The following is a 16,012-nucleotide window of genomic DNA, read 5'->3' on the forward strand; positions in this document are numbered from 1 at the left end:
TCGAAGGAATTCGAGAGGCGATTTCGCGTGACTACACACCCTCGGAGCCCTTCTATTCAGTGGACTGCAGTTGAAATGCCGCGTGGTCACACTTGCCCTGAGATTGGGACTCTAACACCCTCCACCAACGAGATAAACCGACTCAACGTCGCGACCCCTTCCGCAGTCTGCGGCAGCGAGTCGAGCAGCGCTGGGGAGTAGACGAGGTAGGCCGCCCACTGGGCGCGCGAGATGGAGACGTTGAGGCGGTTGCGAGAGAGCAGAAAGTCGAGGCCGCGGGGCACATCGTCGGCGCTCGAGGCGGCGAGGCTCACGATCGAGATGACTGCTTCTCGTCCTTGGAACTTGTCGACGGTGCCGACGACCACGCGCGAATAGCCCGCAGCATCGAGGCGGCCGCGGATGAGTTCCACCTGCGCGTTGTACGGCGTCACCACGATGATGCCGTCCTCATCGAGCGGCTTCGGGGAGCCGTCGGCCTGCGAAGTCCAGAGGGCTCCGAGGTGTTCGCGCACCAGCTCCACCACGCGATCGGCTTCCTCGCTTGCGAACGTCGAGTTATCGACATGAGCGGTCGGAACCGAGTGCAGGCCAGGGGCGACGCCGGCGAGCATCCGCCCCTCGGTTGACGCGTGCGAGCGCAGCAGGCCGTCATACGAGAGTTGCGAGACGGGGCGCGTGACGGCCTCATCCATGCGGCGGCTCTCCTCGAGGAAGTAGCCGAAGTCATCCGGAAGCACCGCCAGCTCGCCGATCACATGACCCAGCGCCGAACCATCAACCGGCGCCGGATGGATGCCCTGGCTCACCTGCGGAAGCTGCTGCGGGTCGCCAAGCAGCAAGATGCGTTTCGCGCTCGCCGCCACACCGATCGTGTTCGCGAGCGAAAACTGGCCCGCCTCATCGATCACGAGAAGGTCGAGCTGGTCGGCCTGCACTCGCTTGCGGTTCGTCAGATCCCACGCCGTGCCGCCGATGACGTAGCCCGAATTCTCGTGCTCGAGGGCGAAACCCGCGTGACCGTTGTAAGGCAGCTCGCTGAAGGGACCGTCGGCGTAATAGCCCGCGTCGAAGCCCGTTGGCACCGCTTTCGCGACTAGCTCCGGGTTCAGGTTCGCATCGAGCACCACCGCATCGAGAACGTTCTCGACCACCTTGTGCGACTGCGCAGTGATGCCCACCTTCCAGTGATGTCTCTCGACAAGTTCGTGGATGACATGGGCGGCGAGATACGTCTTGCCCGTGCCGGGAGGGCCCTGCACCGCGAGGTAGCCGCTCTCTCGGGAGACCAGCGAGGCGATGACGGCACGCACGCCATCATCCGCACTCGTCATCGGTTCGAGCGCGCTCACCGTGGCGGGCGCCTTGTGCAGGAGAAGATCGGACATCGCGTCATCGGGCCACTCGGGAGCGGCCGCAACGACCGTCTCGCCCCAGGCCTCGATCGCGGCGACGATGCTGTCGGCGCGCGGGGGTGGCCCGGGCGTGATGTGAGTGGGCATTTCGTCCCACGCCGGAATCTCGTCGGGGCGGGTCTCGATCACGAAGATGCCGTCGGCATCCTCGGCGGGGTCAGAGAAACGCACGGCGCGGGCGAGGCGTTGCCCGGTGCGATGGCCCGGCGGAACGTACGGAAGCGGGTTGCCGTAGACGAGAAACACGTCGCCACCCGGCCGCGGCGCGCTGCTGCCCGGCGCCCACTGGCCGCGCAGATACAGGTGCCGTCGTTCGTTGCGCTGGCGTCCCTCTTTATGCCAGTCAAGCGTGAGCATTGCGCTGTCGACCACGAAGATTCCGCGAGTGTCTTCCCACAGTTCGGAGGGCTGCTCAAGGCGGTCGTAGTGCTCCCACCAGAAACTCTTGACCTCACGGCGGTGATAATCGATGGCGGCAGCGGCCATGCGGTAGGCGCTCGCGGCAGTGTCATCATCTCGCTCCTCGGCGTCGTCGCCGAGGGCTTGCAGTTGAAGGTCGAGCGCGCTGGGCTCGAAAGCTTTGACGTCTAGCTCGGTCTCGTCGACGTCGACGGTCATGCCCTGCACCTCGGGCAGCGCCCGCAGCCAATCGCGCAGCTTGAGCGTCGAGACGCAGTCGTACTCGTTGTAGCGGGCGATCGCATCCCGAATCTCGGTCGCACGTTCCATGTTGCCGTTGGCGGCCGCGACGCTCGACTCCACGTACTCGCCAATCGAATCGGCGGCGTTCGTCACCCCGGCACGCTCCTCGTCGCCCATATAGAGCGGCTCGAGTTTCTTGATCGAATACGACGGCGTTCCGATGCGCAGCGCACCCCGCACGATCGGATACAGGTCAACGAGCACACCCTCGCGCAGCAGCTGATCGACAACATCCTCACCCTCGCCATGCCGCGCGGCAATGCTCAGCAGATGCGTCTTCTCATAGGCGGCGTAGTGATAAATGTGGAGGCCAGGATGCTGCTGCCGCTGCTCAGTGACGAACTTCAGGAACGACCGCAGCGCGATTCGTTCCTCATCAAGGGAGTGCGCCCAGAGGCAGTCGAAGTCGCCCGCGGCATCCACCCAACCGAAGAGGTAATCGAGGCCCCAGCGCGGCGTTCCGCCGATACCGGGCTCCGAATACATGGGGTCGCCCTCGAAGTCGAAGAAGAGGTCGCCGGCATTGGGCGCGGGCAGGCTAGCGATCGGCAGGGGGTCGACGACCACGACAGGCGGTTTCGCGTGGCTGTCCGCCGGGTCGACCGTGTGCTGCAGCTTGGCCTGAAGATGAAGCTTCGCGAAACTCGCCTTCGGGATCGCCAGGTCGTCGGGACGCTCCTCGGTTTCCGCGAGGTCTGTCAGGGTGCGGATGCCCGCCGCCAGGAACTTCGTGCGCTGCCCGGCCCGCAATCCCGCGACCGTAAACAGGTCATCGGCTGCCTGTGATGGTTCCTTGCAGAACTTGCAGCGGCCATCCCGCGCATACCGTTCGTCGTGCCAGTCGACCGGCTTACCTTCAGCGCGGTGCTCGGCGATGATCGCGTGCATGCGGGTGCGACGGCGCCGAAACACGGGGGCGATATCGGCCACGGCAGCGAGCTCGGAGGTGTCATTGCCGAGGATCAGTTCGACGGTGCCGTCGGCGGCAACGCCCAGCTTCAGAAGTTGCTCGTGATACGCCGCTAGCTGGAGCAGCGCGGTGACGCGCACGTGACGCGAGAGCTTCGAGTCGACCACCCGATAGCTGCCGTCGGGCTGCTTCACGAGAAAGTCGGCGTACCCAATGAATGGCGACTCCGGGTCGGATTCATCAAAGAACACGCCCTGAAAAACGACGGGCGCGCCGGCCAGCAGAGCATCGCGCGTGCGTGCCGCGTAGTCGCGCAGCACCGCGGCATCCCGCCCCGGAGGCTTATCGAACTCGACCATCGCGTCACCGAACTCGTCGCGATAGCGATCCCGCAGCCGGGCCTCATGCGCGTTGCCGAGTTCGGCCGCCCGCATGAGCATCGCGTCGTCGTCGGGCAGCGGATCAGTCGAGAACCCCAACCGCTTGTCGAGCACGCGCAAAAAGCCGAACTCGCAGTTCGAGGCTTGGGTCAGATCGCTGGCGCTCGTGACGAGAGCGGTATCGGTGAGAAGGTACATGTCTCAATCAGAATATGGCCGGCGAGCGACATCCTTGGTGACCCGTGCCGCAACCGCCCAAATCGAGCATCGCCAACGAAGCCAGCCAGTGAGCACCGCGAGCGAAGCCAGCTTCCACGCCAGCAGAGCCAGCGACCACGCAATAGGCTAGAAGCATGACGGGAATCACCGCCCCACGGTCGAAGCACTTTTCTGCGCTCGCCCCGGAGCGTGAGCCGCGACTGGCGTTCCCCTCCCGCGGCAGTTCGCTGATCGGCCCCGTCGATGCTCCCGGATTGCATGTGATGAGCTACAACATCCGGCGTCGTCTGCCGAAGCTTTTGCCTCGCAACCCCGACCTGTGGCGACACCGCCAGCCGCTGATGAGACGGCTACTGACAGCAGAACAACCGGCGCTCATCGGCGTGCAAGAAGCACTCTTCACGCAGAAGCAGTTTCTGCAGCGGGCGCTGGGGGAGCGCTATCGCGCGCTCGGGCATGGTCGCGAAAAGAACTCGGGCGGCGAAGGCTGCCCCATTTTTTATGACTCCCAGCGGCTGGAGATGGTGGAGTGGCGGCAGTCCGCGCTCTCCGAGACTCCAACAGTGGCGGGATCGGTGTCGTGGGGCAATCGCACCCCGCGCGTTGTCGTCGAGGCAATTTTTCGTGACCGGGCCACCGGCATCCACTTTCAGGCGGTGAACACTCACCTCGACCATCGCTCGCGCACCTCGCGCCTTCGCTCGGCCGACGCGCTGCGAAACATTGTGCAGGCGACGCCGCATCCCACGATCATGACCGGCGATTTCAACACGGATGCTGACACCCACCCGTATGCCGAACTCACCGGCAATGGGCTGCTCATCGACACCTGGAACTCTGCCGAAGCGCGCCTCACGCAGGAGTGGGGCACGTTCCCCAATTACGGCCCGCCGAAGCGCAACCGCAAACGGATTGATTGGATTCTGGCCACGCCGGGAGTTATCGCCAAAAGAACCGGCATCAACGTCACGCGATACGAAGGCGGCTGGCCCTCGGATCACACGCCCGTGCAAGCCGTGGTGCGGTTCGCCGAGCCGCGCTAGAGCGAGTCGCTAGAGCATCTCTACAAACGATTTACCAACTCGACCACGATTCACCTAATCTGGCCGAGTGAATCTGATCTTCCGCACCATCCTGCACCGTATTCTCAGCACGCGTCGTTCGCCGCTCGGCATCACCGATGTTGGGAGCATGACACTGCGAGTGTTGCCCACGGATGTTGACCTGCTGCGCCACATGAACAACGGCCGCTACTTCTCGATCATGGATATCGGTCGTATGGACCTGCTGATCCGTGCCGGCGGCTGGCAGAAGCTCGAGCGCAAGGGCTACTACCCGGTCATGGCCAACGAAACGATTAGCTTTCGCAAGTCGCTCGATCTGTGGAAAGAATTTCAGCTTGAGAGCCGCGTTGTTGGCTATGACGAGAAGGCCGTCTTCGTTGAGCAGCGCTTCGTTGTCGACGGGCAGATTTACGCCCAGGCCATGACCCGCGCTCGCTTCCTCAAGCGCGGTGGCGGCACAGTCAGCGTCGCCGAACTGCTCGAAACCATCGGCTGGGATGCCGCCGCACCCGTCATGCCTGAGTGGGTTCAAGAGTGGGCTGATCATGTTGCGCTGCCTGTCAGTCGCGCAGACGCGCCCAGTACCTGGGAGTAAGCGCCTCCAGTTTTTCTCAGCAGCCCCCGCACTCGGCCACGAACTCGGCCAGAGTGCGGGGGCTGCTGCGGTTTACGGCCGGCGCAAAAACAGCAAGCGCTTGCGGTGAACATCACGTTTCACGATTTGTGAGAGCGCTCTCTTGACATTCGTGAGAGCGCTCTCTTAGACTCAATCCGCAATCGTGAGAGCGCTCTCATTCCTGATGGGGGAACTCTTTCGGCACCAATATCCCTCATTCACAAGGAAGTGACCGTGAAAACTCAACGACGCACCAAGATGGTTGCAGCCGTCGCCGGCGCAGCATCCATCGCCCTTCTCGCCACGGGTTGTTCAGCAGCAGGAGATGGCGGCGACAGCGATGGCCCCATCACCCTCACCGTGACCACCTTCGGCACGATGGGTCTCGACGGACTGTACGCAGCGTACGAAGCCGAGAACCCCAACATCACCATCAAGCCCACCAACATCGACACCGGTGGAAACGCCCTCACCGACTGGAAGACCAAGCAGGCTGCTGGTGCCGGTCTCGCCGACGTGCAGGCTGTTGAAGAAGGATGGCTCGGCCAGGTCATGCAGGTCTCCGACACGTTCGTTGACCTCCGCGAATACGGCGCCGACGACATCAAGGACCGCTGGGTCGACTGGAAGCTCGCTCAGGGCACCGACGCTGACGGCCGCATCATCGGGTACGGAACCGACATCGGCCCCGAGGGCCTCTGCTACAACGGAGACCTCCTCGAAGCCGCCGGCATGCCCGGTGATCGCGAAGGAGTCGCCGAGCTCTTCGGTGGCGACGACGCAACGTGGGATGAATTCTTCCAGGTCGGCAAGGACTACAACGAAGAAACCGGCGCAGCCTTCTATGACCACTCCGGCTTCGTGTGGAACGCCATGGTCAACCAGCTCGATGAGGGTTACTACACCGCAGGTGGAGAGCTCGACATCGAAGGCAACGCTGACCTCAAGAGCCAGTGGGACAAGCTCGCCGACGGCGCAGCATCCGGTCTCTCGGCACAGCAGAGCGCGTGGGACTGGGGCGGGGGAAAGGCCTTCGTTGATGGCTCATTCGCCACGTTCATGTGCCCCGGCTGGATGCTCGGTGTCGTCAAGGGACAGGTTGAAGCAGCAGGCGGAGACGCCGACAGCGGCTGGGACTTCGCCGACGTCTTCCCCGGTGGAGCAGCTAACTGGGGCGGCGCCTTCCTGACCGTACCCACTCAGTCAGAGCACCCTGAAGAGGCAGCAAAGCTCGCCGCTTACCTCACCTCGGCTGAGTCCGAAGTCGCGGCCTTCCAGGCTGCAGGAACGTTCCCCAGTGTTGTAGCAGCGCAGACGGATGACGGCGTCACCGGCGGCAGCGAACTCAGCACCTTCTTCAACGATGCTCCCATCGGCACGATCCTCGGATCTCGTGCAGAGGGCGTCACGGCTCAGTTCAAGGGCCCGAACGATGCAGTCGTTCAGGAGCAGGTCTTCGGCCCGGCTACCAAGGAGCTCGACTCGGGTGTTGACGGCAACACCGCGTGGAACAACGCGCTTGAGGTTCTGAAGAACCTCGACCTCAACTAATCACCTAGAAGCATCTGAGGCCCCCGGCGTCCCCTCTGCCGGGGGCCTCATTTCTTGAAAGCGACTCCCCACATGACGACCATGACGAGCCCGCCCCGACCCGATGCCGGTCAGGCGAAGAAACGCTCCGCGGCTTCCAAAGCCCAGCTCACCAGACGGCAGCGTCTTAGTCGTCTCGATGTGAAAGCATCCCCCTACCTCTACATCGCCCCCTTCTTCGTGCTCTTCGCACTCATCGGGCTCTTCCCTCTCATCTACACCTTCGTTGTTTCCCTCAACGACTGGGACATCCTCAGCGGCCCCGGCGAATGGATCGGCTTCGACAACTACGTCGCCGAACTCAATGACCCCTACTTCTGGAACTCGCTCTTCAACACGATGAGCATCTTCCTGCTGAGCGCGATCCCGCAGCTCGTTGCCGCCGTCTTTATCGCGGCCCTGCTCGACCAGAACATTCGGGCGAAAACGTTCTGGCGCATGAGCATCCTTATCCCGTACATCGTCACTCCGGTCGCGGTCGCGATCATCTTCTCGAGTGCGTTCGGTGAGAAGTACGGCCTCATCAACAACATCCTGACCTCGTTCAACATTGAGCCCGTGATGTGGAAGAGCGAAGTGTTCGCCAGCCACTTCGCGATCGCCTCGATGGTGAACTGGCGCTGGACCGGCTACAACGCCCTCATCCTGCTCGCCGCGATGCAGGCTGTTCCCCGCGACATTTACGAATCAGCAGCCCTGGATGGAGCCGGCGCTGTGCGTCGCTTCTTCTCGATGACGCTGCCGAGCATCCGCCCCACCATGATCTTCGTGATCATCACGGCCACGATCGGTGGCCTGCAGATCTTCACCGAACCGAAGCTCTTCAACCCCACCAGTGCGAACCTGGGCGGTGCTCACCGCGAGTACCAAACCACGGTGCTCTACCTGTGGGACATGGCCTTCAACCGCGGCGACTTCGGTAAAGCCTCCGCCATCGCGTGGCTGCTGTTCATCATCATCGTCGGCTTTGGGCTACTGAACTTTGCCATCTCGCGCAGAATCGCCTCCACCGAAGTGAAGGTCATCTCCAAGCGTCGCGCTAAGAAACTTGCGAAATACCGCGCCACCACCGCGGCGAACACCCCCGCCAATGCCAGCACTGGTGCACCGGCGGCAACCGTCGCAGACGAGGAGAAGCGCTCATGAGCACCACGAGCCCCACACGTGCCCCGAAGGAAACGACGGATGCGCGCACGCAAGTGAAGGAGAACCGCCGCGGCCGCACCCGTGCTCGCGGACTCGCCGAACGCCCCGGCTTCTTCGTCTACGGAATTCTGCTCGCCCTCTTTCTCGGCGGCTCCTATCCGCTCTGGTGGTCGTACGTCGTCGGCTCAAGCGACAACACGGCGATCACCGAGACTTGGCCGCCGCTGCTGCCCGGCGGTCGGTTCTGGATCAACGTGGGTGAAGTGCTCTCGACCGTTCCGTTCTGGCAGTCGCTGCTGAACAGCATTATCGTCTCGACGATCATCACCACCTCGGTCGTGTTCTTCTCGACGCTCGCGGGCTACGCCTTCGCCAAGCTGCGCTTCAAGGGCCGCGAAGGGCTCATGATATTTGTGATCGCTACCCTCGCTGTGCCGACTCAACTCGGAATCATCCCGCAATTCATGCTCATGAAAGAGCTCGGCTGGACCGGCACGCTCGGCGCGGTTGTCGTGCCGACTCTGGTGACAGCGTTCGGTGTGTTCTTCATGCGCCAATATTTGGTGGATGTCATTCCCGACGAACTCATCGAAGCGGCCCGGGTCGACGGGGCCAACATGTTCCGCACCTTCTGGAACGTCGGCATCCCGGCAGCGCGCCCGGCCATGGCGATCCTCGGTCTCTTCACGTTCATGACCGCGTGGACCGACTATCTCTGGCCGCTGCTGGTGGCGCCGCAAAACCCCACTCTGCAGGTGGCCCTCAGTCAACTGCAGAGCGCCAAATACGTCGACTATTCGGTCGTTCTTTCCGGCGCAGTATTGGCTACGCTGCCACTACTGATCGTCTTTGTACTCGCGGGGCGGCAACTCGTCTCGGGCATCATGTCTGGAGCAGTAAAAGGCTAATGAAGAATCTCACTACCACCTGGCCCGACGGTTTTCTCTGGGGCTCCGCCACTGCGGCCGCCCAAATCGAAGGAGCAGCCCACGAAGGCGGCAAAGAGGATTCCATCTGGGATCACTATGCTCGCCAGCCTCTCGCCGTCGCCAATGGCGACACCCCGGAAGTTGCAGTCGACCACTACCACCGCATGAACGATGACGTGCAGCTCATGAAAGAGCTCGGCCTCGACTCGTACCGTTTCTCCACGAGCTGGGCACGGGTTGTTCCGGGAGACCGCGAGCCGAATGCTGAAGGTCTCGACTTCTACAGCCGTCTCGTTGACTCGCTGCTGGAAGCCGGCATCCTGCCGTGGCTCACGCTGTATCACTGGGATCTGCCGCAGGCTCTTCAAGAGAAGGGCGGCTGGGCGAACCGCGAAACCGCGTACCGTTTCGCCGACTATGCCGAGGCCGTGTACAACGCTCTCGGCGATCGGGTCAGCCACTGGACGACCTTCAACGAGCCGCTGTGCTCCTCGCTGATTGGCTACATCGCGGGCGAGCACGCTCCCGGTCTCACCGACCCGAACCAGGGCCTCGCAGCGCTGCACCACCAGCACCTCGCGCACGGCCTCGCCGCTGAGCGACTGCGCAAGCTTGCCGCCGCCCAGGGCCGCGAGATCGAGCTCGGCATCACGCTCAACCTCACCAACGCCGTGCCGAACGACCCGAATGACCCCGTCGACCTCGACGCTGCACGCCGTATCGATGGCATCTGGAACCGCATGTTCCTTGAGCCCCTCGTGCTCGGTGCCTACCCAGCCGACGTCATCGATGACATGCGCGAGTACGACTTCGAACAGTATGTGCAGGATGGCGACCTGGCGATCATCGCCGCCCCTATCGATTTCTTGGGAGTGAACCACTACCACGATGACAACGTGAGTGGGCATCCCGCTCCCGCAGATGCTGCGCCCGGACTTCGCCCCACCACTAAGCCCGGTCGCTCCATGTTCGTCGGCAGCGAGTTTGTGTCGATGCCCCCTCGCGACCTTCCCCGCACCGCGATGGATTGGGAGGTCAACCCGAGCGGTTTGCACCACCTTCTTGTTCGCTTGGGCAAGGAATACCCCACGCTGCCGCCGCTCTACGTCACCGAAAACGGTGCCTCGTACGACGACACCCGCGTGGGCGATTCCATAGGCGACACCGAGCGTGCCAGCTACATTGCCCAGCATATTCAGGCCGTAGCGGATGCCATTGCTGACGGTGCCGATGTGCGCGGCTACTTCGTGTGGTCGCTTCTCGACAACTACGAATGGGCGTGGGGCTACAACAAGCGCTTTGGCATCGTGTACGTCGATTACGAGACGCAAGAACGCATCCCGAAACAGAGTGCCAAGGAGTACGCTGCCCTGATCGCGGCCACGAAAACCGCGGTCTAATCGCTACTCTTAGAGAAACGATCAGGCAGAGAGTGGATTCGTGAGCGATAACCTGCGCAGCGGTTCGATGCCGACACTCGAGATGGTGGCGGCAGAGGCGGGCGTTTCGCGCGCCACTGTATCGCGCGTGGTCAACGGTTCTCCCAAGGTGAGCCCGGATGTCGCGACCGTCGTTCAGGCCGCAATTGAGCAGCTCAACTATGTGCCCAATCGCGCTGCCCGCTCGCTCGTGAGCCGTCGCACGCAAGCCATCGCCATGGTGGTTCCGGAATCGGCAGCCAAGGTCTTCGATGACCCCTTCTTCGCCGCCGTTGTCCAGGGCGTTGCGCAGTACCTCGAAGACACCGACTACACGCTCAACATGATCATCGAGTCGGGAGTGACGTCGCACAAGACTCGTCGCTATCTTCTGGGCGGCAACGTGGATGGCGCGCTCGTGGTCTCGCACCACACCGGCGACCACTCCTACTCTGAACTCAGCCATAACCTTCCGGTGGTCTTCGGTGGGCGCCCGCTCGGCGAAGTCGACGGCGACAACTATTACGTGGATGTCGACAACTTCGCCGGCGCCTGTTCTGCCGTTGAGCACCTGGTGGCGTCGGGTCGCACGCACCTCGCGACGATCGCGGGACCGCAAGACATGCCGCCGGGCGTTGACCGCCTCTCGGCCTTCCACGCCACGCTGACGAAGCACGGCCTCGCGAGCCATCTTGTCGAAGGGGGCGACTTCTCGCCGCCGTCGGGCGCTGACGCAATGCGTCGCCTTCTCGCGCGGGGCGAGCCGATCGACGGAATCTTTGCGGCCAACGACCAGATGGCGATTGGTGCCTACTCGGCCATCCGCGAAGCGGGGCTGTCAGTGCCCGGAGACATCGCCGTGGTTGGTTTCGACGACGACAACTATGGGAGCACCGCGACTCCGCCCCTCACGACGGTGCGCCAGCCCTCCGTCGAAATGGGCCGACGCATGGCCGAAAAGATTGTCGGGCTGATTGAAAAGCGCACCATTGAAACCGTGACGACGCTGAAGACCGAGCTCGTCATCCGCGACTCGGCCTAGGCCGCAGCAGGCAAAGACGCGCAACCGCGCCAGTCAGTGCGGTCGATCAGTTCAACCCCGCCGGGCAGCTGGCAGTGGCGGCTAGTCGACAGCGAACGACTGCACGACCTGCTCGAGCACGTCGCGGCACGCCACGATCGAGGGGCGGCTGACGCTCGACTCGCGCACCGACGTGAACACGGTGCGTCGCGGCAGTCCCGGCATGGGCCGCAGCTCGACGGTCGCAAGGCGGGTGCCCCACACGAGTCCCGGCAAGATGGCGGTGGCGTGGCCCGATTCCACGAGGCGGATGTGCGCCTGCAAGTCGGCGGTCTCGAAGCGCACGTCGGGTTCGATCCCCGCTCGGCGGCACTGCTGTTCTGCCCAGTGGCGGGAGGCGGTGCCGCGGGGTTCCATCACCCAGGGGCTGGAGGCGGCATCCGCGAGGCTCGTGATGCCGCTGCCGGTGGGCACGGCGAGCGAGAGTTTGTCGGCGTAAAGGGGAATCATGTCGAGGTCGGGATGCCGGGGCGCGGCGTGGCCGGGGTACTGTTCGGCGATCACGAGGTCGAACTCGCGGGTCCACGTTTCGAAGAGAGCACTTTCGGGCTCACGCTGGGTCATCTTGATTCGTAGTTGCGGGTGCTCAGCGGCAATGATGCTGAGCGCTTGGGGGATGATGCCAAGGGCCGCCGATTGGAAGACGGCGAGGCGCACAGTTCCTCGCACTTCGGTGAGGGACGAGTGGAGCTCGGCCTCCATCAGTTCGAGACGTTCGAGTAGCGCGACGGTGTGCTCGACGAGCAGCTCGGCTTCGGGGGTGAGCTGTACGCGGCGACCGGCCTTCACGAGCAGAGGAACGCGCGCTTCTTCCTCCAGAAGAGCCAATTGTTGAGAGACCGCGGAGGGCGTGTAACTGAGCGCGCTGGCCACGGCAGCGATGGTGCCGCGCAGCTTGAGTTCTCGCAAAAGTCGTAGTCGTCGAACATCGAGCATTTCTCCGCCAATCGTTAACTTATTCTAACCGAAACCATGCGCTTTCCGTCGCTTTTGCTAAAGGCACTCCGGGGCGCACACTGAGAGTTCCAGCCACAATCCCGTTCGGAGGCCTATTCTCGTGAGCATGTCAAATCTTGCCGACAACATTGATGCTTCACACCAGCAGATTGCCGACCAAACGGTAGCCACCGTTCGTCGTTGGCTGGCTGAAAGTGAAGAGTTTCCGACCGATGCGAGCGCCACGCGCCTCGCCGGTGTACTGAAAGATCCGAACGGACTCGAGTTCACTCTTGGCTTCATTGACACCGTGGTTCGCCCCGAAGATTTGCGTGTCGCCGGCCGCAACCTCGAGCGCCTCACCCACATCATCCCGGCGTTCCTGCCGTGGTACCTCCGCTTCGCCATTCTCGTCGGCGGTGGCTTCGCGCCCCTGCTGCCGTGGATCATCGTTCCCATCGCTCGCCGCGTGCTTCGCGGCATGGTCGGGCACCTCATCATTGACGCCACCCCGGCCAAGCTCGACAAGGCCCTCGTGCACTTGCGTCGTGAAGGCGTCAACCTGAACCTCAACCTGCTCGGTGAAGCCGTTCTTGGCGACGACGAGGCAGACAACCGCCTCGCCGGAACCCGTGCGCTTCTGCACCGGGATGACGTTGACTACGTCTCCATCAAGGTGTCGTCGGTCGTCTCCCAACTTTCCATGTGGGCCTTCGACGAGACCGTCGACCGTGTTGTCGACCGGCTCACCCCGCTCTACTTGGTCGCATTGCGCTCGCCGCAGAAGAAGTTCATCAACCTCGACATGGAAGAGTTCAAAGACCTCGACCTCACCATCGCGGTCTTCGAGAAGCTTCTCGACCAGCCAGAACTGCTCGAACTTGAAGCGGGCATCGTGCTTCAGGCGTACCTGCCGGATGCCCTCACCGCGCTGCAGGAACTGACCCGCTGGTCAACGGCTCGTCGCGCTCGCGGCGGCGCCAACATCAAGGTTCGCGTTGTTAAGGGCGCCAACCTCGCGATGGAACACGTCGACGCGGTAACTCACCACTGGCCGATGGCTACGTGGGGAACCAAGCAAGACAGCGACACTCACTACAAGCGCGTTCTCGACTGGGCATTCACCCCCGAGCACATCGATGCTGTTCGCATTGGTGTTGCCGGCCACAACCTCTTCGACATCGCATTCGCGTGGCACCTCGCTCAAGAGCGTGGCGTCACTGAGGGCATCGAATTCGAAATGCTTCTCGGAATGGCTACCGGCCAGGCCGAAGCAGTTCGGAAGGATGTCGGCAGCCTGCTGCTGTACACGCCCGTCGTTCAGCCGAGCGAGTTCGACTCGGCCATCAGCTACCTCGTGCGCCGCCTCGAAGAGAACGCCAGCACCGAGAACTTCATGTCGGGCCTCTTCGAACTCTCCAGCAACGAGCACATTTTCGTGCGCGAGCAGGACCGCTTCTTGGCGTCGCTCGCGAACCTCGACGTACCGGCTCAGACCACCAACCGCGTTCAGGACCGCTCCACACCTGCCGCGATCATCGGCGACCGTCCCTTCAACAACGTTCCCGATACCGACCCCGCCATTGGCGAAAACCGCACGTGGGGTCGCGCTATCTTGGCCCGCAGCGCAGAGTCGCAGCTCGGTATCGAGACCGTCACCGCTGGTGCTGTCACCACCACGGAACAGATGAAGGGCATCCTCGCATCCACCACGGCTGCCGGACGCCGCTGGGGTGCGATGCCCGCCGCCGAGCGCGCCGCAATCCTGCACCGTGCCGGTGACGCCCTCGAGAACTCACGTGCCCTCCTCATCGAGGTCATGGCCAACGAAGCAGGAAAGACCATTGCTGAGGGCGACGTTGAAGTAAGCGAAGCGATTGACTTCGCGCACTACTACGCCGAGCGCTCCCTCGACCTTGAAAAGATTGAAGACGCCACCTTCGTGCCGTCAGGGCTGATCGTTGTTACCCCGCCGTGGAACTTCCCGGTCGCTATCCCCGCCGGTAGCGTGCTGTCGGCACTCGCCTCCGGCAGCGGCGTCATCATCAAGCCCGCGAAGCTGTCGCAGCGCAGCGCAGCGGTGATGATTGAAGCGCTCTGGGAAGCCGGAGTGCCCCGCGACGTTCTCACGTTCGTTGATCTGAAGGATCGTGAACTCGGTCGCGTCATGATTGCCGACCCCGCCGTTGACCGCGTGATCTTGACCGGTGCCTGGGAGACCGCAGCAATGTTCCGTTCGTGGCGCAATGACCTGCCGATTCTGGCAGAGACCAGCGGTAAGAACGCGATCATCGTGACGCCGAGCGCAGACCTCGACCTCGCCGTGGCTGACGTCACCAAGAGCGCGTTTGGGCACGCGGGCCAGAAGTGCTCGGCTGCGTCTCTCGTGATCCTCGTCGGATCGGTCGGAACGAGCGAGCGCTTCGAGCGCCAGCTTGTTGACTCGGTACGCACGCTGCGCGTTGGCCTGCCCCAGGATCCGCTCACCACGATGGGCCCGATCGTTGAGCCCGCTCAGGGCAAGCTGCTCGGTGCCCTCACCACTCTCGCTCCCGGCGAGAGCTGGCTCGTGAAGCCCCGTCAGCTTGATGACGAAGGCAAGCAGTGGACCCCCGGCGTTCGCACGGGTGTTGTTCCCGGCAGCGAGTTCCACATGACCGAATACTTCGGTCCGGTGCTCGGCGTCATGCGCGCCAAGAACCTCACCGAAGCGATCGAGATGCAGAACGCCGTGGATTACGGTCTGACGGCGGGCATCCACTCGCTCGACCCCACCGAGGTAGCGCGTTGGCTTGACGAAGTTCAGGCCGGTAACGCCTACGTCAACCGTGGAATCACGGGTGCCATTGTTCGCCGCCAGCCCTTCGGTGGGTGGAAGCGTTCCGCTGTTGGCTGCCACGCCAAGGCCGGCGGACCCAACTACTTGATGACACTCGGACAGTGGAAGGCCGTCGAGCAGCCCGCTGCTCGTGACATTCAGGTCCGCGGTCTCAGTGACCAGGTTTCTGCGGTCGTCAAGAAGGCGCAGTCGGGCATGGAATTCGACGAGTTCGACCGTGTTCGTCGCGCGGCCGAAAGCGACCAGCGCGCGTGGGAGACAGAGTTTGGCGTTAGCCGTGACGTCTCCGACCTCGGCGTTGAACGCAACGTCTTTCGCTACCGTCCGGTGCCCGTCACCGTTCGCCTGTCCGAGGGCGAGCCGATGGGCCACCTTGTGCGAATGATTGCCGGCGCCGCACGTATTGGTGCGACCGTTCACATCAGCTCTGCTATCCCGCTGCCGTCGCTGCTTACCGAATCGTTCGAGTCGGCAAACACGGGAGTCTCGGTTGGTGAAGTTGTTGTGGAGTCGGATGCTCGGTGGAACGAGCGTGCGGCCAAGGGTGAGTTGAAGACCAGCCGGGTGCGCCTCATCGGCGGTTCCGCTGTCGATCTCGCTGAAGCCGTTGACGGCAACCCCGACGTGGCTGTGTGGTCGGGAGAGCTCACGACCTCCGGTCGTGTTGAACTGCTGATCTTCGTGCAGGAGCAGTCACTTTCGATCACGGCTCACCGCTTCGGAAACCCCGACCCGGCGATGGCCGCCCTCGAGGTCTAAGGACTCTC

Annotated in this window: 10 protein-coding genes; 8 read left to right on the forward strand and 2 right to left on the reverse strand. The window is 63.1% G+C overall.

Annotated features, from left to right (window positions below; genetic code table 11):
- Nucleotides 1-86 precede the first annotated feature (86 nt).
- Complete coding sequence (locus tag ESZ53_RS10090; protein WP_129072703.1) at nucleotides 87-3,605, reverse strand: bifunctional RecB family nuclease/DEAD/DEAH box helicase; 3,519 nt, start codon at nucleotides 3,603-3,605, stop codon at nucleotides 87-89.
- A 155-nt stretch (nucleotides 3,606-3,760) separates the two neighbouring features.
- Between ESZ53_RS10090 and ESZ53_RS10095 the strand changes: the two genes are divergently transcribed.
- The 7 genes from ESZ53_RS10095 to ESZ53_RS10125 all read left to right on the forward strand — a co-directional run bounded on the left by ESZ53_RS10095 (nucleotide 3,761) and on the right by ESZ53_RS10125 (nucleotide 11,431).
- Nucleotides 3,761-4,669, forward strand: a complete 909-nt coding sequence (locus ESZ53_RS10095) for an endonuclease/exonuclease/phosphatase family protein (RefSeq protein WP_129072704.1) — start codon at nucleotides 3,761-3,763, stop codon at nucleotides 4,667-4,669.
- Nucleotides 4,670-4,736: 67 nt separating this feature from the next.
- Nucleotides 4,737-5,285, forward strand: a complete 549-nt coding sequence (locus tag ESZ53_RS10100) for a thioesterase family protein (RefSeq protein ID WP_129072705.1) — start codon at nucleotides 4,737-4,739, stop codon at nucleotides 5,283-5,285.
- A gap of 255 nt (nucleotides 5,286-5,540) precedes the next feature.
- On the forward strand, nucleotides 5,541-6,857 hold the full coding sequence (locus ESZ53_RS10105) for an ABC transporter substrate-binding protein (protein WP_129072706.1): 1,317 nt from the start codon (nucleotides 5,541-5,543) through the stop codon (nucleotides 6,855-6,857).
- A gap of 72 nt (nucleotides 6,858-6,929) precedes the next feature.
- Nucleotides 6,930-8,042 (forward strand): carbohydrate ABC transporter permease, encoded by a 1,113-nt coding sequence (locus tag ESZ53_RS10110; protein ID WP_129072707.1) that lies wholly within the window; start codon nucleotides 6,930-6,932, stop codon nucleotides 8,040-8,042.
- Entirely contained in the window at nucleotides 8,039-8,950 is a 912-nt protein-coding gene (locus ESZ53_RS10115) for a carbohydrate ABC transporter permease (protein ID WP_129072708.1), read from the forward strand. The genes ESZ53_RS10110 and ESZ53_RS10115 overlap by 4 nt, the downstream gene beginning before the upstream one ends.
- Complete coding sequence (locus ESZ53_RS10120; protein WP_129072709.1) at nucleotides 8,950-10,371, forward strand: GH1 family beta-glucosidase; 1,422 nt, start codon at nucleotides 8,950-8,952, stop codon at nucleotides 10,369-10,371. The genes ESZ53_RS10115 and ESZ53_RS10120 overlap by 1 nt, the downstream gene beginning before the upstream one ends.
- Before the next feature lie 67 nt (nucleotides 10,372-10,438).
- Nucleotides 10,439-11,431, forward strand: coding sequence for a LacI family DNA-binding transcriptional regulator (locus ESZ53_RS10125; RefSeq protein ID WP_129073584.1), 993 nt, complete (start codon nucleotides 10,439-10,441; stop codon nucleotides 11,429-11,431).
- Between the two features lie 81 nt (nucleotides 11,432-11,512).
- Here the strand turns inward: ESZ53_RS10125 and ESZ53_RS10130 are convergent, their stop codons facing one another.
- Entirely contained in the window at nucleotides 11,513-12,406 is an 894-nt protein-coding gene (locus ESZ53_RS10130) for a LysR family transcriptional regulator (protein ID WP_129072710.1), read from the reverse strand.
- Between the two features lie 127 nt (nucleotides 12,407-12,533).
- On the opposite strand from ESZ53_RS10130, the gene ESZ53_RS10135 reads away from it, so the two are divergent.
- On the forward strand, nucleotides 12,534-16,004 hold the full coding sequence (locus ESZ53_RS10135) for a bifunctional proline dehydrogenase/L-glutamate gamma-semialdehyde dehydrogenase (RefSeq protein WP_129072711.1): 3,471 nt from the start codon (nucleotides 12,534-12,536) through the stop codon (nucleotides 16,002-16,004).
- Nucleotides 16,005-16,012: the final 8 nt, after the last annotated feature.

The organism is Salinibacterium sp. UTAS2018 (genome assembly GCF_004118935.1).
GTDB lineage: Bacteria > Actinomycetota > Actinomycetes > Actinomycetales > Microbacteriaceae > Rhodoglobus.